Annotated in this window: 18 protein-coding genes; 10 read left to right on the top strand and 8 right to left on the bottom strand. The window is 60.3% G+C overall.

Annotated elements, in window-relative coordinates; translation table 11 throughout:
- Positions 1-18: 18 nt before the first annotated feature.
- Complete coding sequence (locus tag HY836_RS12945) at positions 19-1,935, bottom strand: acyltransferase family protein (RefSeq protein WP_290676564.1); 1,917 nt, start codon at positions 1,933-1,935, stop codon at positions 19-21.
- Positions 1,936-2,057: 122 nt separating this feature from the next.
- On the opposite strand from HY836_RS12945, the gene HY836_RS12940 reads away from it, so the two are divergent.
- A complete protein-coding gene (locus tag HY836_RS12940) occupies positions 2,058-3,146 on the top strand; it encodes a catalase family protein (RefSeq protein WP_290676563.1) in 1,089 nt (362 codons plus the stop codon).
- 53 nt (positions 3,147-3,199) lie between these two features.
- Positions 3,200-4,531, top strand: coding sequence for a chromate efflux transporter (gene chrA, locus HY836_RS12935; protein WP_290676562.1), 1,332 nt, complete (start codon positions 3,200-3,202; stop codon positions 4,529-4,531).
- Between the two features lie 342 nt (positions 4,532-4,873).
- Here chrA and HY836_RS12930 read toward each other — a convergent pair whose 3' ends face one another.
- Both HY836_RS12930 and HY836_RS12925 read right to left on the bottom strand, forming a co-directional pair.
- Positions 4,874-5,788 carry a XamI family restriction endonuclease gene (locus HY836_RS12930; protein WP_290676561.1) on the bottom strand — a complete coding sequence of 305 codons (915 nt, stop codon included), beginning with the start codon at positions 5,786-5,788 and terminating at the stop codon, positions 4,874-4,876.
- Positions 5,789-5,793: 5 nt separating this feature from the next.
- Positions 5,794-7,026 (bottom strand): DNA cytosine methyltransferase, encoded by a 1,233-nt coding sequence (locus tag HY836_RS12925; RefSeq protein WP_290676560.1) that lies wholly within the window; start codon positions 7,024-7,026, stop codon positions 5,794-5,796.
- 420 nt (positions 7,027-7,446) lie between these two features.
- On the opposite strand from HY836_RS12925, the gene HY836_RS12920 reads away from it, so the two are divergent.
- The 3 genes from HY836_RS12920 to HY836_RS12910 all read left to right on the top strand — a co-directional run bounded on the left by HY836_RS12920 (position 7,447) and on the right by HY836_RS12910 (position 9,230).
- Positions 7,447-8,064: a recombinase family protein gene (locus tag HY836_RS12920; RefSeq protein ID WP_290676559.1), complete on the top strand. Its 618-nt coding sequence runs from the start codon at positions 7,447-7,449 to the stop codon at positions 8,062-8,064.
- 187 nt (positions 8,065-8,251) lie between these two features.
- A complete protein-coding gene (locus tag HY836_RS12915) occupies positions 8,252-8,497 on the top strand; it encodes a hypothetical protein (RefSeq protein ID WP_290676558.1) in 246 nt (81 codons plus the stop codon).
- Positions 8,454-9,230, top strand: coding sequence for a hypothetical protein (locus tag HY836_RS12910; protein WP_290676557.1), 777 nt, complete (start codon positions 8,454-8,456; stop codon positions 9,228-9,230). Before HY836_RS12915 ends, HY836_RS12910 begins: the two co-directional genes overlap by 44 nt.
- A 237-nt stretch (positions 9,231-9,467) precedes the next feature.
- Here HY836_RS12910 and HY836_RS12905 read toward each other — a convergent pair whose 3' ends face one another.
- Positions 9,468-11,189: a DUF6538 domain-containing protein gene (locus HY836_RS12905; protein ID WP_290676556.1), complete on the bottom strand. Its 1,722-nt coding sequence runs from the start codon at positions 11,187-11,189 to the stop codon at positions 9,468-9,470.
- A gap of 260 nt (positions 11,190-11,449) precedes the next feature.
- Between HY836_RS12905 and HY836_RS12900 the strand changes: the two genes are divergently transcribed.
- Positions 11,450-12,556, top strand: coding sequence for a site-specific integrase (locus HY836_RS12900; RefSeq protein WP_290676555.1), 1,107 nt, complete (start codon positions 11,450-11,452; stop codon positions 12,554-12,556).
- Positions 12,557-12,611: 55 nt separating this feature from the next.
- On the opposite strand, the gene HY836_RS12895 is transcribed toward HY836_RS12900, so the two are convergent.
- A complete protein-coding gene (locus HY836_RS12895) occupies positions 12,612-12,866 on the bottom strand; it encodes a helix-turn-helix transcriptional regulator (RefSeq protein WP_290676554.1) in 255 nt (84 codons plus the stop codon).
- Between the two features lie 469 nt (positions 12,867-13,335).
- On the opposite strand from HY836_RS12895, the gene HY836_RS12890 reads away from it, so the two are divergent.
- Positions 13,336-14,031: a hypothetical protein gene (locus HY836_RS12890; RefSeq protein WP_290676553.1), complete on the top strand. Its 696-nt coding sequence runs from the start codon at positions 13,336-13,338 to the stop codon at positions 14,029-14,031.
- Positions 14,032-14,078: 47 nt separating this feature from the next.
- Entirely contained in the window at positions 14,079-14,507 is a 429-nt protein-coding gene (locus tag HY836_RS12885) for a hypothetical protein (protein ID WP_290676552.1), read from the top strand.
- Between the two features lie 66 nt (positions 14,508-14,573).
- Here HY836_RS12885 and HY836_RS12880 read toward each other — a convergent pair whose 3' ends face one another.
- From HY836_RS12880 to cadR, 3 genes are all read right to left on the bottom strand, one after another.
- Positions 14,574-15,299 carry a hypothetical protein gene (locus HY836_RS12880; RefSeq protein WP_290676551.1) on the bottom strand — a complete coding sequence of 242 codons (726 nt, stop codon included), beginning with the start codon at positions 15,297-15,299 and terminating at the stop codon, positions 14,574-14,576.
- A 523-nt stretch (positions 15,300-15,822) separates the two neighbouring features.
- A complete protein-coding gene (locus HY836_RS12875) occupies positions 15,823-16,443 on the bottom strand; it encodes a class I SAM-dependent methyltransferase (RefSeq protein WP_290676550.1) in 621 nt (206 codons plus the stop codon).
- 19 nt (positions 16,444-16,462) lie between these two features.
- Positions 16,463-16,894 (bottom strand): Cd(II)/Pb(II)-responsive transcriptional regulator, encoded by a 432-nt coding sequence (gene cadR / locus HY836_RS12870; RefSeq protein ID WP_290676549.1) that lies wholly within the window; start codon positions 16,892-16,894, stop codon positions 16,463-16,465.
- 239 nt (positions 16,895-17,133) lie between these two features.
- Between cadR and HY836_RS12865 the strand changes: the two genes are divergently transcribed.
- Both HY836_RS12865 and HY836_RS12860 read left to right on the top strand, forming a co-directional pair.
- Entirely contained in the window at positions 17,134-19,251 is a 2,118-nt protein-coding gene (locus HY836_RS12865) for a heavy metal translocating P-type ATPase (RefSeq protein WP_290676631.1), read from the top strand.
- Positions 19,252-19,293: 42 nt separating this feature from the next.
- The gene (locus tag HY836_RS12860) at positions 19,294-19,659 is read left to right on the top strand and encodes a hypothetical protein (protein WP_290676548.1); all 366 of its coding nucleotides are present in this window, start codon (positions 19,294-19,296) and stop codon (positions 19,657-19,659) included.
- Positions 19,660-19,781 lie beyond the last annotated feature (122 nt).

Below are 19,781 nucleotides of genomic sequence, written 5' to 3'. Positions count from 1 at the left end.
ATAGCGACTGAGTTGTGGTTAACGCGCCATGCTCACCAGAATGTGACCTAGGTCCTGCCGCTGCCCCAAGTACCTGGCCCCATCCCGAGACAGGTGGCCGGCATCGCGGTAAAGCGGTATGCCGTCCATGACACTCATGCAACGGCCGTTGCGACAGGTCAACTTGTCCAGACGCACCACATTGACGCCCGCGTGTTGCGCCACCGCATCCAGCAACGCGATCACAGGTGCCTGATAACGCTCGTGATCGCTTTGAGCAAACGCACAGCGCTGGTCGGCTTGATGCATGAAGGACACCAGGCCCTGCAGATGCCGCTCGGCGCACAAGCCCAGGTCCAGTTGCGGCCCCACAGAGGCCGGGGGCGACACGATGATCACTTTGCGCCCCATCCGCCTCACCGCCTTGACCGTCTGGCTCAATGCAGCGATCAACTCATCATGTGTCGGCTTGACGATACGCCCCTGGGCGTCCACGACCGGGTCATCGAAGAAATACTGCCAACGTGCGGACAGCACCACGAACTCGATTTGTGGATGCGCACGCAGGTAGGCCAGCACAGAGCGGTTGAAGGCCATGCACCTTGCCCCCCGATCTGCGGGATCCGCGCGAACCTGACGCGCATGGCTCAACAAAGGTGCACAAGAGCTTCGCGTTGCCTGCACCAGGCCACCAAGCGCCGCGGAGGGCGCCAGACCCGGCATGAGGTGCATGGCATAACTGTCGCCCCAGACCAGCGTGCGAGGTCGGCCACCAACCCGACAGGCTGACACGTCCTCGAAGTCGCCCTCGAAGTCACACGTCGCCGACAAGCCATAGTTCGGCTGCCGGACCTTCCGCCAGTCCACGGCCCCGGCGGTCTGCAGGTGATGCCACATCCAGGCCGAGGCCAGCGCCAACCCCAACAGAATCCAGCTCAATCGGCGAACCAGCAAGGCTGGCGTGGCCACGCGCCGGAAAGGTTGTTCGACATACCGATACGACAACTGCGCCAACCCGAACGACACGGGCAACAACACCCACGACAACCAGGCCGGCGCACCTTGCAGCCAGACATTCTTGGCCAGCGCGATCAAGGGCCAGTGCACCAGGTACAAGGAGTAGGACTGGTCGCCAATCCAGTGCAGGGGCCGCATCCAGACGCGCTGCGACTGCAACATGGCCGACGGCATCAGCACCAACCCTGCCGTGCTCAACACCACCAGCAAGGCATCACCCCTGGGGTGCACATCGTCCACGCCAGCTATCAGGCCGAACGCCATCACAGGCAGCCAGACCCAGCCCATGTCCACACGCACCCGCCCCTCAAGGCGCGCCTGCCAACCAGGCAAGGCGCACAAGGACCCCACCAGCAGTTCCCAGGCACGCGTCGGCAAGAGGTAAAACGCGCCAGATGGCTCATGCCGGAGCCCCCATTGGCAGAGGGCGAAACTCGCCAGCGTCAGCACCAGCAGAGCGCTTGCGCGCCAGCGCCGGCCGATCAAGCCAATGAGCCCAAGCAACAAGGGCAGCACGAAGTAGTACTGCTCCTCCAGCGCCAATGACCAAGTGTGCAGCAAAGGTTTGAGCGTCGCCTCGCCATCAAAGTAGCCGCTTTGCTGCCACAGCACGATGTTGGCAACGAAGCCCAGCGCACCGGCCAGTTGCGTGGCGTAGTCGTGCAGCGCACTGATGGTCAAGGCCCAGGGTGCCAGCAAGGTCACGCATGCCAACATGACCCACGCTGCCGGCAGCAGCCGCCGGGCACGCCTGAAGTAAAAGGAGGCCGGGCTGAAGCGCCCTTCGTCCATCTCGTCGACAATGACCCGAGACATCAGGTAGCCGGAGATGACGAAGAAGATGTCGACGCCCAGGAAACCCTTGTTCAGGCCGGGCAGGTCGAAGTGAAAGATCAGGACGGACAGGACCGCGATGGCCCGCAGGACCTGAATGTCCATTCTCAGAGTACGCATCCAGCGAATTATCCGGGTGGCGGGCATGTCCCTATGGGGCATCGCGATCACGGCGCATAGTTCAGCGCCATCAGAGCAACGAAAACCATTCAGGCGAGAAAGACTCCATGCCCCACATTGCCCCATTTCCTTCACGCATGAGCGCGCTGGCCACCACCCTGCTGCTGTCCAGCCTGGTAAGTTGTGCCGCCACGACCGTCGCAACATCACCCCCGAATGCGGATGGCGAGATCATCCCCGCCGGTGAAGCCGCCGCCACGGCCGCACTCGCCGAGGCCATCCGCACCTCCGTGCAAGCCGGGTTCGACCAGAACGGCCATGCTTTCCGGGACGCCCACCGCAAGTCACACGGCTGTGTGCAGGCCACCTTCACCGTGCTGGACAAACTGCCGTCCCATATGGCGCAAGGCTTGTTCGCCACACCCAAGTCTTACAACGCGGTCGTGCGCTTCTCGAATGGTTCGGGCTCATCTCAGGACGACCACAAGAATGACGCGCGAGGCATGGCACTCAAGATCATGGGCGTAGGTGGCCCCAAGCTGCTGGAGGACGAGCAAAGCGCCAGCACGCAGGACTTCCTGATGACCAACCACCCGGTGTTCTTCGTCCGCAACGCCGCAGACTATGTGGCCTTTCAGAAAGCAGCAACAGGAGGCGGATTGGCCCTGACAGGCTGGCTGGCCGCCCACCTCTTCCATGAGACTCCCATCATCCTGGGCTTCACAGGGCACAAGGTGCTCAACCCCTTGAACTCGCGCTACTGGAGCACGACGCCGTCGAAGCTGGGCAGCGAGCAGATGAAGTTCTCGGCCAGGCCTTGTGCGGGCGGCACCTTCGTCGAACAGTCCGACACAGCCAACCGCATGAGCGAGAACCTGACGGCACAACTGGCCACGGGCTCGGCCTGCTTCGACTTCATGGTGCAGACACGCACCGTACCCGCCGAGATGCCGATCGAAGACCCGACGATCGAGTGGAAGGAAGCCAAGTCACCGTTTGTGCCCGTGGCCCGCATCACCATCCCGGCGCAGACGCCTGAAGACGCCCAGACCTGCGAAGTGCGCTCGTTCACGCCATGGCACAGCATCGCCGCACACCGTCCGCTGGGCGGCATCTCGCGTGTACGCAAGGATGTGTATATCGCGGTGTCCAAACTGCGCCATCAACTCAATGGGCAACCCCGCATCGAACCTTGAGGCAAGTCAAGGTTATCCTCTCGGGCTTCCACCAAACCGCAGGGTAGCCGCGCATGTCCGAGCCGATCAGCGTCAGCTTTCGCGAAGCATTTTTCTTCTGGCTCAAGCTGGGCTTCATCAGCTTTGGCGGGCCGGCCGGGCAGATCGCGATCATGCACCAGGAGCTGGTGGAGCGCCGCCGCTGGATTTCCGAGAAACGCTTTCTGCATGCGCTGAACTACTGCATGGTGCTGCCCGGTCCTGAGGCGCAGCAGCTGGCCACCTACATCGGCTGGCTGATGCACCGCACCTGGGGCGGCATCGTGGCAGGCGTCCTGTTCGTGCTGCCTTCGCTGTTCATCCTCATCGCGCTGTCGTGGATCTACATGGCCTTCGGCCACGTGCCGCTGGTGGCCGGGCTGTTCTATGGCATCAAACCGGCGGTTTCGGCCATCGTGGTTCAGGCGGCCCACCGCATTGGCAGCCGCGCCTTGAAGAACAAGGTGCTGTGGGGCATTGCGGCCGCGTCCTTCGTGGCGATCTTTGCCTTGAACCTGCCCTTCCCCTTGATCGTGCTGCTGGCCGCCATCACGGGCTGGATAGGCAGCAAGTGGTCGCCGGCCTCGTTCAAGTCCGGCGGCGGCCATGGTGCGGCAGACAAGTCCTACGGCACCGCCCTGATCGATGACCACACGCCCACACCGGCCCATGCCGTGTTCAGTTGGGCGGGCCTTACCAAGGTGCTGATGATCGGCGCCTTGCTGTGGCTTGTGCCCATGGCTTACCTCAGCACCCGCTTTGGCTGGGACCACGCCTTGACCCAGATGGGCTGGTTCTTCACCAAGGCGGCCATGCTGACCTTCGGGGGCGCCTATGCCGTGCTGCCCTATGTCTACCAAGGTGCCGTGGATCACCACGGCTGGCTGCAACCCGCGCAGATGATCGATGGCCTGGCCCTGGGTGAAACCACACCCGGCCCGCTGATCATGGTGGTGGCGTTTGTGGGCTTTGTGGGCGGCTACGCGAAAGCCCTGTTCGGGCCTGACGCGCTGTTCATGGCGGGCGCCGTGGCCGCCACGGTGGTGACCTGGTTCACCTTCCTGCCTTCCTTCGTGTTCATTCTGGCGGGCGGGCCGCTGGTCGAATCCACGCACGATGACATCCAGTTCACCGCCCCGCTGACCGCCATCACGGCCGCCGTCGTCGGCGTGATCCTGAACCTGGCGCTGTTCTTTGCGTACCACGTGCTTTGGCCGCAGGGCTTCTCGGGCCACTTCGATGTGGCGTCCGCCCTGATCGCCGTTGCGGCGGCCGTGGCCCTGTTTCGCTTCAAGCGCAATGTGATCCACGTGATCGCAGCGTGCGCGTTGATCGGGCTCGTGTTGAAGCTGGCTGGCCTGGTCTGACACCCACAGGGATCCCAGGCTGTGATGGGGGCACCGTGCCACAGCACCAAAGAAAAAGCCCGCCGATTGCATGAACCTGGCGGGCTTTTTTCTCGGGAAACCTGGTCGGGGTGAGAGGATTCGACTCCAGGGAGTCTGGACCTCAAAACACGCCACAACACCGATAGATAAAGGGCTTATCGCGATTTAACCTGCTTCGCAAACCACCCATTGTGGGAAGACTTGCGGGCCTGATTGTGGGAAGAAAACTGAAGGCCGTCAACGGGCAACATCGAGTTACTGCAGTGGCGACCACTCAACCTCTTCTCACGGGAACTACCTACGGCTTCTAAGTGATGCAAGTCAGGTTCGGGCATCGATCCAAGTTTCGAACACACTCAAGTCGTGAGACCAGAACACTTCGACGCCATCATCCAGAAGCCGATGAACGTCTTTCGCAGCTATGACCCCTTGGAGTAGCGCGGCAGTTTTAACGAAGTTTCCCCAGTGATCCTTCCATGCCTTCGCCTTCTTCAACACATCGTTGACCCGCTTAATCGAGTTGGTCGCGTCATTTGATACCTTGCACTCAGTGGCAAGAACGATGGATCCTTCCAAGCCCAAGGCTATGTCAACTTCTTGTGGCGCATTAGATGCCGTTGCGAAGCGGGTCTTATGCATGTAGTGCCGTACCGGAAGGGTCGCTCGTGTGTCTAGCAGACTGGCCTGAAGCCTGGTCCATCCCTTGGAGGCCAACAGGTCAATAACCGCACCTTCTTGCGCACTTGCCGCGCGGTTACGTTGAAGGGTTGCCAATTGCTGGCTTGCCAGCAGGGGGGCTACTGACCAAAGCAGTCGCTTAACCTCTGTCATACGCGGTTTGCGCCCCTCCGTGACCCAAGGCGTGAGCGGGCGGGAGCGCCTAATGTGGAATTGCGCAGCAACGGCGGAAGCCGCAATTGCCTTGAGTGGCCTTGACTCAGGCTTCTCTGAGCCCTTGATCCATTCCGGGCATGCGAGAGAAAATTGATCTTGACTGATTGGCGGAGCAGTCATATGCCTGAAAGCAAGCATGTGAGCCCCTTTTGTCTGAAGGGCTTGGTCAACAGATTGAAGCAAATTGGACGCCCTTAACGCGTCAGCTAACAACGCACGAGCCTCACGTATTGCCAAGTTCCAATCGTTGGCATCGCTATCTGGAGTCCTTGACGCAATATAAATCGCTTTGGCAACTTCCGCCTGTTTTGTGTGATATTCGTAGATGGCATCCACTGTCATTGACCTCATTGCATTGCTGCCACACGGCTCCGTCGTTTGATAGGCGCAACCCGACGCGAGTCACCATTTCTAATTTCCTCCTTGCGGGTGTAGTGAATTGCGGACTGGAGATGTGGACGCAATGGGATTAGTTGAGAGGTCAACGCCGGATCCTTCAGGCGTTTAGCTCCGGCCTCAACACTACGCTTCAACTCGCAGGCAATTGCATACGCCAAGCCTGCGGGGACCGCATTCCCAATAAGTCGATACTGGTCTGAGCGTTTGCCAACGAACTCCCAGTTGCAGGGGAAGGTCTGAATAGCGGCGCACTCTCGTGGAGACAGGCGACGAAGCCCAAGCTTAGGATCCTTTACCCAATCTTGCTGACCGCTGGCAGTCACAGTGCGAGCGGGCAGTGCGAGGTCTGCGACGAATGCTCCTTGCTTGTAGCCCCAATGCCCGCCAGGACGCGTCGTTTCCTTTTTCCCCGGGCTCTTTACACCTGAGCCTGGCTGTAACACAGACAATTGAGCATGCAACGATGGGTTGGCCCGAATTACCTCATCATGGGCAAGGGGCTCCAGGCCGGCTAGGCAGCCCCCCAAAGTGTTCCAGGGCTGCAATTCGCCCCCCACCAAGTCGAGCGATTTTGAGTGCGTGGCCTTCGGGAAGGAAGGCCTATCGCCAGCACGAAAACCTATCAAAATTAACCTAACGCGGCGCTGCGGAACTCCAAAGTCTGCAGCGTTGCACAATTCGACTTCCGTTTGGAAACCCGCGTCTAAAAGTACCTTGCGAATGTGTTCCAAAGCTGACCCTGGTTGTCCATCAGGACCACGCGCAGTAAGCAATCCTCGGACATTCTCAAACACGAGCCAGCGGACACCAGTCTCCGAGGCAATTCTCACGTAGTCCTTGAACAGTTGTCCACGCGGATCCTCGAATCCAAGTTGATTACCTGCACTGCTCCAGGACTGGCAGGGGGGCCCCCCCACAAGCAACGGCACTTCCCCCTTGCGCCGATCTATTTTTCGCAGGATTTCGGAACCGCTAAGCGCGGCCACATCAGCTTGCTCAATCACTGTCTGCCCGAGAACCTGTTGTCCACCGACCCATTTACCCTGGTTGACCTTCAGCGTTTCCACTGCGCATACGTCGATGTCAGAGGCGTAGAGGCACTCCCACCCGGCAGCCTCGAAACCGAGGTCCAAGCCACCGGCACCAGAGAAGAGTGAGATGAATTCAAGTTGGTTAGCCATGCTTGGGACTGTAGCAAACTGAAAACCAAGCCTCGCCACGACGGAGTTCTTTTTATCGAAGGGGCCCACGCCATGTGGAGCGAGTTAACGCATCCAGGCCCGAACTCCATAGCGAACTTTTCCGAGCACGTACCTAAGCATTCCGCCTCCTGAACGCCCCCCATGCCCCATCGGTTTTCACAGCGGGCCTGCCATGTAGCGTCACTTCCCCACCTATAAACGCTCCTCAGTGCTGACCAAGGGGCCGACTGGCATGGTTAATGCCGCTAGTGTCAGTCTGGGGTATACCTCAAGGCCACATATTCACCTGACAGGTGTGTACCCGGAAATATGTCCGATTAGGGTCATAATTCAATTTCTTGACACATTGATATCAATGGTCTAGAGTCCAGCCTGACACATTCAACCGACAGGCAGGCCATGACCAGCAAGACCCCCAGCACCTCCCCGGCCCCACAGCAGACCAAGGGCCAGCGGGTTGGATACCTCCGCGTGTCCACCTTGGACCAGTCCACGGCCCGCCAGCTTGAGGGCCTGGAGCTGGACGAAGTGTTTGAAGACAAGGTGAGCGGGGCCACGGTCGAGCGCCCACAGTTGCAAGCTGCCCTCAAGCATTGCCGCAAGGGGGACACTCTGGTGGTTCACTCGATGGACCGGCTGGCCCGCAACCTGGGGGACCTCAAGGCCATCATCGACAGCCTCACCAAGCGGGGCGCATCGGTGGAGTTCATCAAGGAGCGGCAGACTTTCAGGCCCGAGCAGGACGACCCGATGGCAACCCTCATGCTGCACCTGCTGGGCGCTGTTGCCCAGTTTGAGCGGGACATGATCCGGGAGCGCCAGCGGGAGGGCATCGAGCTGGCCAAGGCCAAGGGCGTCTACAAGGGCCGAGCCCCGAAGCTGACCACGGAGCAAGCGCAGGAGCTGCGGGCCAAGGACAAGGCGGCAAATGGCAAGGGACGCACAGCCCTGGCAGAGGCCTACGGTATCAGCCGGGAGACGCTGTATCAGTACCTCAATGCCCCCCGGGAGGCGTGACGAGGGCCGGTCCAGGGCGCCTTGAAGATGGTCCAAATCTGGAGCATGCGCAGGAGGTCAAATCGCCAGCTAACCCGTTGATTTGCCTAATGGCAGCTACAGACTATCAACAAAATAATATCGATAAACACCAGCTATAGCAGAAGGCACCCCGGCCCCCTGCGCAAACCAACAGGAGAACGCAGCAATGCAGCACCAGCAACCCGAGCGGGAGAAGGTTGTCTTCCGGACAGTCCCCATCCCGGTATCCGCCTTCGACCACATCAAGGACACCCAGCGGGCCACCCAGGCACGCACCAGGCAGGCCGTGACCTTTAACGAGGTCTTCGCCCTCATCGCCCACGAACACAAGCAACACACGCAGAACGCAGACAACGCAGCACATGCCCATGACCAAACCCAGCGCACAAGAACAGCAATCGTCTTCCGCTGAAGCCATCCAGTGGACCGAAGAGTGGCTGGACCGTGAACAGATCCTCCGACTCCAAGCCCTTCAGGTTCGCGCCAAGCTGAACCCAGGCGCCATTCGTCAGTATCGGGACATGACCCGGGCCGGAAAGACTCCCCCGCCCATCAAGGTCGCAGAGGTAGCCGACAAGCAGGGAGCCAGCCGGTTCTATCTGCTTGATGGGTGGCACCGATGGGAAGCCGATGCGCTGGTCATGGAGTGCCTCGGCCCGACAACCTTGGTCCGTGTACTTGTGGCGCCAATGTCCATGGACGATGCAATATGGGTAGCCGCTGAGGCCAACATGGGGCACGGGGTGCAACTCAAGCCAGCAGAACGCCGTAAGGTCTTCGGGGCCTACGTCAAGGCCCGCAAGTATTGGCATGTTGTTAAGGGGACCCGCAAGCGGCAAAGCTATCGAGAGATGGGCGCGGCCTTGGGCATGAATCACAACACCCTGCGCAACTGGATGGAGAAGGACTTCCCCAACATCTTCAAAGCAATGTCCAAGGACGAAGGCAACGAGGCCCCGGGCGGCCTGATGGAGGTCCCCGCTGGCCCATCCCCGCTGGACGAAGTACGGGACAACCTGCGCCGAGTGGTCACACTTGCATTGAGTTTGCCCGCCGATGAGCGGGACACCTTGGCAAGGGAACTGCATGCGCTACTTGTTGACCTCCCCAGTCCCGCCCCACTGGTGAATGTCGATGAGTTCTGACCACAGGGCAGTCACGGGCCCAATCTGGGGTGTACAAAATGGACACCTACAGTCAACAGCACAGGGCTAGAACCCAATATCCATGGGGGATCTGCGGCGTTACATAAGAGAAGGCCGTAACAAGTAAATGGCAACTGGCAGCCCCTGACGGGGTTGTCAGACGCTCAGCGGATGTGCATCCGCGTGCACCTGTCTTTTTTGCCATCAAGGCCAACCAGCCAGCACAGAGCCCCCGGTTCAGGCGGCATCCCGTTCGCGGGGCTTCGTAGTCAGAATGCCATCCACCAGTGGCGGCGGTACCCAACCGGCAGGGGGGAACACGCGGGGTAGCACAAGGCCCTCGTGCTTAACTGCCTCCGCCACGTCCACCAGGTCTGCGGGTTCTGGGTGGCTGTAGGTGGTGTCCGCATCCCCGCCCTTCTGCTTGTGCCCCGTGTACGCATTGATGTTGAAGGGGTAGACCTGCTTACGCTTGAGCATGGTCTCGATGGTGTGCCGGAAGGAGTGGAAGGTGTTCTCAGGCCCCCACCCATGGCGCGCCTTGAGCTTTGAGAACCAAGTAGCGAAGGGCCCACCCGCATTGTTAAGGTCTGAGACCGGCGCCATGGGGAACAGCCGCTCATGCCCCGCCAGCCGCAAGCTGGCTGCGTACTCTGGCAGCCCCAGCCGTATCAGCTCCGGGTGCATCGGGATGACGCGCTTGGAGGAAGTGTTCTTGACGGACTGCCACGCCTGCTCATCTATGATCGAGATGCACCAGAGGCACCCGTCCTGCCGAATGTCGGTGGTCAGGAGCTGCGCTAGCTCAGTCACCCGTGCGCCCGTGTACGCGCCAAGGATGGGAATCCAGTAGGAGGCATCCCGGCCCGCCGTCCGCACCGTGGGTAGGTCATACGCCTGGAACAGCGGGGCAGCGAACAGGGCCGCCAGCTTGTCCGCCTTGATGGGCTTGCGCACCGTTACCCGCTCCCTAGAGCCTTCAATCTTGATGGTTGCCCATGGGTTGACCGTTATGCGCTGCTGCTCCTGCATCTCGAAACGAATCAGGCGGGAGACATAGCCCAGCCGGTCGGCAGCGGTGCGGGGTGACTGGCCTTGGTCGAGGAGCCAATCCCGAAACTTCAGTCCCTGTTGACGGGTCAGCTTCAGTAACGGAGGGTTCCCGAGGACCTCCTCATACTGAGCCACGATGCGCTCGGCGGTGTCGATGGTCTTCAACGTGGGGCGCTTACCCTTGTTGCGCCAAAGCTCCAGCACATCGCGGAGCGTCAGCAAGTGGGCGGGCTTGTCTGCCGGGCCAAAGCGGGCGGCCTCGCTTGCTGAGATTGACTCGGGCATATCGGGCTCCGGAGGCGTATCGAAGACCTCGCCCCTGTCCCGCTGCTTGCGTCCCACCAGTGCCTTGGCAGTAGCCTGAGACCACGCATACAGTGCCCGGCGCTGCTCCCCTTCGTCCGAAGGCAAGTCCAGCCCATGAGCGGCCAGCCAATCCTCTGCCCTGTCCTTGAGCCCGCGCAGGTTCCGTCCGGAGACAGCCTCGGGGACGACCTCTTCCAGCGACCTACCGGGTCCAAACTCTGCGCTGTCACTGCCCGGCCAGGACCACCCTTCTATGCGGTTCTCTTCATCAAGGTGGAGTAGCCGCTGAGCAGCCAGGGCAGCTACAGCCCTGACCTCATCAAGGGTGGCAGGGCGAACCTGTTGCACCACAGTTGGGGCTGGGGCGGGCGGACTCGGGGCCAGTCCAAGGCGGTGGCGCTCGGCCAGGAAACGGGCTTGCCACTGCGCACCGAGATGGGCCGACTGGACTTCGGCTTGAGCCTTGTTCAGGTCTCCCAGGGCCTCGCTGTGCTCCTTCTTGCCGATGGCCTCACGCAGGTCATCTGGGATGCGAATACGGAAGTAGGAACGTCCGCCCTTGAGGACGAGGTAGGGGGTTCTCTTTGGCAACTTCGACACACTCAGATTGTCCCACACAGCCAATTGAGAGGCTTATTTGTGGGAGGGATTGTGGGAAGGTCAAAGGGAGAGAACCCTTTATTGATGGGCCTCCTGGGCATTTGCCTCTGGGAAACCTGGTCGGGGTGAGAGGATTCGAACCTCCGGCCTCTACGTCCCGAACGCAACCAGACATTCAATGCCTGCTTAGCCACTGGTTGATTTCCTCATTTTTTGCGACACTGGTGCGACAGCGGCAACCAAAAATCAGGAGCAACACCTTGGGCAACATCAAAAAAAGAGGCGAGTTGCAGTGGCAAGCGCGGGTGCGCCGCAATGGCTTTCCACAACAGACCAAGACCTTCATGTACCGCGAGGATGCAGAGAAGTGGATGCGAGGCCTGGAGCGCGAGATGGAAACCACCGGCTTCGTGGACCGCAAGGAAGCCGAAGCCAACACCCTCGCCAAGATTTTGCAGCGCTACAAGCAGGAAGTGACGCCCCGCAAGAAGTCGGCTGAGATCGAGGCCGTGAAGATCGACGTGATCCTGCGCGATGCAGCATTGGTGAGCCTGAAGATGACCGCCATCACCAGCAAGGCCGTGGCGGCGTGGCGTGACCGTCGCCTGGCTGTGGTGTCGGGCGCTACCGTCAATCGTGAAATTGACGTGATCTCCACGGTGCTGAACCACGCTCGCCGCGAATGGGGCATCTATGTGGACAACCCGATTCCGTACGTGAAGCGCCCAGAGAAGGCCAAGGCCAGAGATCGACGCTTTTCCCCAGACGAGGAGCGGTATCTGCTGAGCCACCTGGAAAGCGGGGAGCGCCGCACAGATGGGACATTCACCAAGGGAACGCGTAACCCCTGGCTGGCTCCCTTGTTGCGACTGGCCCTGGAAACCGCGATGCGCCGAGGTGAGCTGCTGGCGTTGCGGTGGGAGTTTGTCGATCTCTACAAGCAGACGGCACACTTGCCGGACACCAAGAACGGCGATGCCCGTACGGTGCCGTTGTCCACGCGCGCCGTTGCGATCCTGAAGTCTTTGCCTTATGAGCTTGAAGACGAGCACAGCAGCAACGATGACCCACGGGTGGGTCCGGTGTTCAGCACCACGGCCATGGCTCTGCGCAAGGGCTTCACCCGTGCCGTTGAACGGGCGCGCGAACAATACCTGGCGGACTGCAAGGCTCAAAAGAAGAGGCCCGTGCCAGGATTTTTGGAAGATGTCCACTTCCATGACAGCCGCCACGAGGCAGCGTCAAGGCTGGCCGACAAGCTCTCGAACATGCTGGAGTTGTCAGCCGTGACAGGGCACAAGGACCTGCGGATGCTGAAGAGGTACTACCACCCAAGAGCAGAAGATTTGGCAAAAAAACTAGGTTGACGTGGCCTGCACGTTTCCCAGTTTCTCAAATCCCATTCAGCTCGACTTGAACTGCCTAGGTCGCCGTCGCTTGGTAGCGCACCTCGACACGACCACACATTTCCGCCAGCGACAACTCCAAGGCCCCCGCCAGCCGATGCAGCACGCTGATGGTGGGCTGCTTGCGCCCGCTCTCGATCAGAGTGATGTAAGGCCGATCCAACTCACAGCGCCCCGCCAGGTCTTCCTGCGACAAGCCGAGTTCTAACCTGCGCACCTTGATCTCCACCCCCAAGGCTTCGATCAACGATTGGTTTCGACTCGGTCTCATGGACAGCGAGTCTTCCGAATATGTACACTATTGACACGTGTCTATAGATAACATTCGAGAGGGAAGCAAGATCATGAAAAGTCAGCGACGACTCAACACCACGGGCAGCGTGAAGTCGCGCTGCCATCACAAGGCCTCCAGCCTGCGCCTGATGACATCCATCGGTGTGCTTGCTCTGATGCAGGCCCTATCAGGGTGTGTCACCACACAAGCGCAACCCGACGGGTCAACCAAGGTGCGACTGTCAGTGGGTACCTCAACAAAGCCTGCTCAGGCTGCTGCACCAGACAACTTCGAGCGCCAAGATAGGGCAGCCTTGCCGAGTGTCCGCACGACGCCTCTGGCAGGTGTCTTTAGCAAGCATCCCTACGACGGCACGAATAAGACTCACTTTCCTCGTGTGGCCGTCACGGTGACCGACTGGGTCCGGAACGACTGTTGGTCGGCGACCGCCACGATCTGGTGGAGCATGAGCAAGTCAGAAGCGGTACCCTCCTTCTCAGTTTGCCGGGGGCAATCGCTCGGTTACGCGGTCAACAACGCAGCCAACTTGCATCTGTTCATGCAACAGACCGCCATTGAACACAGCGGCAACGTGCGCACCTCCGGGCCCAAACCGCCGATGCTGGCCATTCCCGACAGGCAACCGATCAGCGAGAGGCAACAACTTGCCTTCCAAGGTTTCATTCAGCAACTAGTGCGCGACACCGGCTGGCAACCTGGCGCGCCGACGAATCTGTGGCTGGTCGGGTATGGCGCCAGCGCAACTGTGCAGCCATGGGGCAGCAAGGCCAAGATCCAGCTTGAACAGGCGCTGTCTTGCGCCTCTATCACCCAACGCTTTGATCAAGCCGAGGCGGCACTCAGGCTATCGGGATGGAGCCCAGACCAAGGCATCACACCGGTGACCTTACCCGAACCCCTCAGGATTCATGGGCTCACCGTGCGAAAGGTCGCCGTCTCTCGCGATGGCGGTGAGCACGTTTATCGCAGCTTCATGCCGGGTGTCAGCTGGCAGGAAGTGGTGAAAGCAGCCGCTTTGAAGTTAGGCAAGGACGGCAAGACCTATGGCCGCTTGACCAAGGTCGGTGTGCTCTCTGCTGACATGGAGGGCGGCGATCCCACGCTGACCTGCACCGTCAACACCGAAGGAGCGGAGGGGTGAACATGTCGATGCAATGTCCTCGTTGCGGCAGCCCCCACATTCAGCTGATGGCCGTGGTGCATGCCGATGGAACACAGCACTTTCAAGCCGAGCACATCGCCTTCACGTCGAATGGCCAGTTTGCGCAGGGAAGCAGCCACGGCTCGCAGGCCACGTTGCTTGCTCAGCATTGCGCACCGCCCTCTCCGCCATCGCCTTTGCCTTTTGTGGTGAGCTATGGACTTGGCGGCGCGGTCACGTACCACGCATCGACGACCTGTGACGTATTTGAGCGGAGCTGCAGGCTGGACATGTCAGCGGTCGCCATGCTTGCCCACAACTGGAAAGAGGCGCTTGCTGGTTTGGGCCTGATCGCATTGGGTTGGCTGCTGATGAAGGCCTGGCACATCCAGGCCAAAGAGTACAGCGCAGCCAAAGATCAATGGCGCAAGACTTGGTTCTGCCATGGGTGTGGTCAGTCGCACCAGCGAGGCTAAACACCAGGTGACTATCGTAATTATCGTAATGACCGTAGTCAGCCCGGTGCCACGAAAAGCACAGCCTCAGCGCGGCGCAGTCAACGACGTGATCGGCACCCACTCTGACTGCGGCTTGCCAAACATCTGGCGCTGAAGCGCACTGTACTGGATCAACGCGAGAGGTGGACGCAGCTCTATGACGATGCCTTCCATGGTCTGGTCGCCTACCTTCGGCGCACTGCGCAGACGGCGAGTCTCTTCGGCCTGACGATCTGAGCGACGCTGGCTTTCTTTGATGATGGCGTCGCTGCGCTCCTTTTCCTTGGCGTTGTAGAAATCCGCGAATTGGGCGGCTTGGTCCGGCGTGTAAAAAGCAATCACCGGAGCTGGCAGTTTGTCCGGCTCATAGCGCGAGTTGCGATAACCGCCATAGGTTCGGACAAACATCACGGCCATCAACTGCGCCTGGCCATCGAAGCAGAACAGCGACGTGCTGCTGTAACGATCTCCACGCAGGACCAGATCCTGGTTCGACCAGGCCGCAGAGGCGACATGGAAAGATTGCGCCACGCCAGTTCCGGGCGACAGCGGCGTATCGGAGGCCTTACCGCCATGGGTTTGGCACCAAGAGCCAAAGCTGGCCTTGGTTTGTGCCAGCCCTGGCGTATTGGCCCGATGCGCACTGCGCTTGAGCGTCGAGGTCTGGTAATCCACGTCGCTGATCACCGAGCCAGGCACGGAAGCGATGAATGCTGCCCAGTCCATTGCAGCCTCCTTCGGCGGAGGCGTTGCGCAGCCCACCATGATCAAGCTCGCCAGCGCGGCCAGTCTTTTGAGATCCATTCCATCACCCTGTGAGTTATCCGATTTGCCGCATATTTTCTATCGATATCCGGGGCGGCCTTTGGGAGGGAGCCTTCTATTGCGTATTCCGATCAAAAGCACCAGATGTTCCATTTCAAACCCACCGGCCATTCCAATTCAAAACCACCACTCCTTCCGCTTCATAGAAGTCCACTGAATCCGATGAAAGCAAGTCCAGCTATTCGAATGAAAGTTTCATTTGGCTACGGAGTTGGTTCGTAAAAACATTGCGTCACCAACACCTTTCCGCTTGTTGGGCTGTCCATTCGATCAAGGCCATCTTGCTCTCGAAACCCACTGCAAAAGGACCGTAGCGCCGATTGAATGGTTCGTAGTTTGAAGCCCTTACTAGTCGGGCTATCCACATGGGATCGCAATGGACTCTAGAGTCTGAATTAGCTCACACCAGCACTCTTGATTGGTAAAGCTGCAGGTGGTGGATGTCGAGAAAATGCACGATGCAAAGCGTTCATGCCATTTGTTTTCGGCACATGCAGTAGATGAACTGCTGATCGCTCCCGAAGGGCGTGTGGTGTATTTGCTCTTCGTGGCTTAGCATGGTGAACGCCTCCCCAAATTCGGCGTGCAGCTCATCCGGTGCGTAGCGCATGACGGGCAGGCCACTGCACTGCGTGGGGCCATGGCTGCCGAAGGTCGCCATGATGACGTGGCCTCCTGGCTTGAGCGCCTGCAAGACCTGTTTGACGTAGGTCTGACGGTCCTCCTGCGCGGTCAGGAAGTGGAACACGGCGCGGTCATGCCAGAGGTCGATGCTGTGGGGATCGAAGGTGGCGCGGGTGATGTCCGCCTCCACCCATTTGACGCAAGCCGCTCGGGCACCCAGACGGTGCTGACTTTCTGCCAAGGCGGCGGCAGACAGGTCCAGCACGGTCACGTTGGTATAGCCGTCGCCCAGCAGGTCATCGACCAGCGTGGAGGCCCCACCGCCAATATCGACGATGGCCGCATCACGACCGAGGCCGCTTGCTCGAATCAAGCGCATGGACATGTCGGCATGCGCTTGAAACCAGCTCACGCTGTCCGGCGCCTTGGTGGTGTAAACCTTTTCCCAGTGATCCTTGTTTTGCATGGTGTGCCTCTTGATCTGTTCAGCCCAGATGGGTGTGTCGCTCTGATTTGGGTTCAGCCTCCATGGCCGCCAGACCCTGCAAGATGCCGCACGACTGCACGGCTTGCACGCTTTGGCATCGCTGGCGCAAGGTGGCCAATTGCTGCTTGAGGTGGGTGAGCTCCCGTATGCGCTCATCGACGTGGGCGATGTGCTGATCGAAAACCTCGTTCACCGCGCCGCAACCTTGCTCCGCCTTGTCTGCCAGACCCAGCAAGGTGTGGATTTCATCGTGGCTCATGTCCAGCGCACGGCAGTTGCGGATGAAGCGCAACCGCTCGACGTGCTCGGGCCCGTACACGCGGAAGTTGCCTGCCGTGCGGCCAGGCGCAGGCAGCAGGCCTTCCTTTTCGTAATAGCGGATGGTCTCGACCGTGCACTGCGCCACCTGGGCCAATTCACCGATTTTCATGAAAACTCCAGAAACCCCTTGACTCTATAGTAGCTTCAGGTTGTGTAATGGGCCAAACGGTTACTCAAATCCCCATGTCCAGCCATCACGAACACCATTCGCACGACGACCATGCCCATGGCGACGAGCCTTGCAGCGCGACATCCCCGGCAGCCATGCCACCTGTTGCGTCATGCGAGACGACTTGCTGCAGCCATGATGTGAAGCCTGTTCCTGTGGCTTTGGGCGAGCCCGTGGCCATGGGGGCAAGTACACAAACTCCCATCCGCATCATGCAGATGGACTGCCCGACGGAAGAAGCTTTGTTGCGCAAGAGGTTGGGCGGCATGGCCGGAGTGTTGGGCATGGAATTCAACCTGATGCAGCGTGTGTTGACCGTGTCACACGAGCCTCAAGCCATTGAACCCATCCTCGATGCGGTCCGATCTCTGGGCTTCACGCCAGAAATCGCCACAGGCACTTCATCCGACGCTGCCCTCGCGCCTGAACCTGCCAAGCCCTGGTGGCCGCTCGCCCTGGCCGGTGCGGCCGCCATCGCTGCTGAGGCCGTGCACTGGCTGGGTTTGCCGACATGGCTGGCCGCCGTGCTAGCGGTCACTGCCGTGCTGGCCTGCGGCATCACGACCTACAAAAAGGGCTGGGTGGCCATCCGAAACGGCAACCTCAACATCAATGCCTTGATGAGCATTGCCGTGACGGGTGCGCTGGTGCTGGGCCAGTGGCCCGAGGCGGCCATGGTGATGGTGCTGTTCACGGTGGCGGAGTTGATCGAGGCCAAGTCACTGGATCGTGCTCGCAACGCCATTCAGGGGTTGATGCAATTGACGCCTGAGCGCGCCACCGTCCTGCAAGCTGACGGCAGTTGGCAAGAGATCGCTGCCAAGTCGGTTGCCGTGGGGGCGCGTGTGCGCGTCAAACCAGGTGAGCGCATCGCGCTGGATGGCACCATCGCCAGCGGGCGCTCGACGGTCAACCAGGCACCCATCACGGGTGAGAGCCTGCCCGTGGACAAGGCCCAGGGCGATGCGGTCTTTGCCGGGACCATCAACGAGTCGGGCTCTTTCGAATACGTCGTGACGGCGGCGGCGGGCGACAGTACCTTGGCGCGCATCATTCATGCCGTGGAAGAGGCGCAAGGTGCCAAGGCGCCGACGCAGCGCTTCGTCGATCAATTCGCACGCGTCTACACGCCCGTCGTTTTTGCCATCGCACTGGCCGTGGCCATCCTGCCGCCTTTGTTGATGGGAGGCGTGTGGTTCGACTGGGTATACAAGGCCCTCGTTCTGCTGGTCATCGCTTGCCCCTGCGCACTGGTGATCTCAACCCCCGTGACCATCGTGAGTGGCCTGGCCGCAGCCGCGCGCCAAGGCATCTTGATCAAGGGCGGGGCCTACCTGGAGGAGGGCCGCAAGCTGGCTTGGTTGGCCCTGGACAAGACCGGCACGATCACGCATGGCAAGCCTGTGCAGACAGACTTCGTCGTATTGAACGGCCATAGTGAGGCAGATGTTCGAAGCTTGGCGGCCAGTCTGGCCAGCCGCTCCGACCACCCGGTGTCACGCGCCTTGGCCGCTGCGGATCAACAAGATGGCATCGCCCTGCACAACGTGGATGCGTTCGAGGCGCTACCTGGGCGTGGGTCCAAGGGACTCATCGGTGGCAAGGCCTACCTCTTGGGCAATCACCGCCTGATCCATGAGCAGGGCCGCTGCTCTGAGGCATTGGAAGCACGTTTGACCGCCTTGGAAGAACAAGGCAAGACGGTCATCTTGCTGACCGACGAAGAAAGCGTTCAGGGCCTGTTTGCCGTGGCCGACACGGTCAAGGACAGCAGCCGCCAGGCCATCGCGGAACTTCACGAACTGGGTATCAAGACGGTCATGCTCACGGGTGACAACGCCCACACGGCCCGCGCCATTGCGGCGCAAGTGGGCATCGACGAAGCCCAAGGCGACATGCTGCCCGAGGACAAACTCAGGGCGATTGAGGGCAAGATCAAGCAAGGTGGTGCAGTGGGCATGGTGGGCGATGGCATCAATGACGCGCCCGCGCTGGCCCGCGCCGACATTGGCTTTGCCATGGGCGCGGCGGGCACGGGCACTGCCATCGAGACGGCCGATGTGGCCTTGATGGATGACGATTTGCGCAAGTTGCCGCGCTTTGTGCGCCTGTCGCGTCGCACCCATGCGCTGCTGGTTCAGAACATCGTGCTGGCCCTGGGCATCAAGGCGGTGTTCCTTGTGCTGACGCTGACGGGCCTGGGCACGATGTGGATGGCCGTGTTCGCAGACGTGGGCGCCAGCTTGCTGGTCGTTGGCAATGGCTTGCGGCTGCTGCGCGTCAATTCGTCACGCTGATCGGGCTCAGATTTTGATTTGCCTGCCGATATACTGGTCGCCATGCGTCGATTGATTGCCATTTTCCTGCTGGTATTGCTGCCGTTCCAAGCCGTTTGGGCTGCCATGGAACCGTACTGCCTGCACGAAAGTGCGCCGAGCCAATCACATCATTTTGGCCACCATGTGCATCACCATCACTCTGATGCGGATGGCGTTCATCATGATGGTGGCGACAAGGAAACCGGCAAGGCGTCGGCAATGCTCGATCACGATCACCATTGCTGCTCCGGTGTTTCCCTGCCGTCTGCCGCTGTGCCGCTGCTTGGGCCATTGCCTGAGGCGGACGGTGTGGCCTCGCCACTGGCGAGTTACGCCTCGTTCGATGCAACCCGCATCGAACGCCCGAATTGGACTGTCTCGCGCTGAATCGGCGAGACGGGTTTACTGCACACATCCTCCTGATGTGATCCTGGCCACGTGAGGCTGGTGGGCCACCACCTTCCTCTCACATGCGCTGTGCGATCAAGGCGCTCAAGCTGAGCCCTTGA

It is taken from the genome of Aquabacterium sp., assembly GCF_016234775.1.
Classification (GTDB): domain Bacteria; phylum Pseudomonadota; class Gammaproteobacteria; order Burkholderiales; family Burkholderiaceae_C; genus Aquabacterium.
The sequence above is the reverse complement of the archived record's forward strand: the minus strand, read 5'-3'. Positions and strand labels throughout refer to the sequence as shown.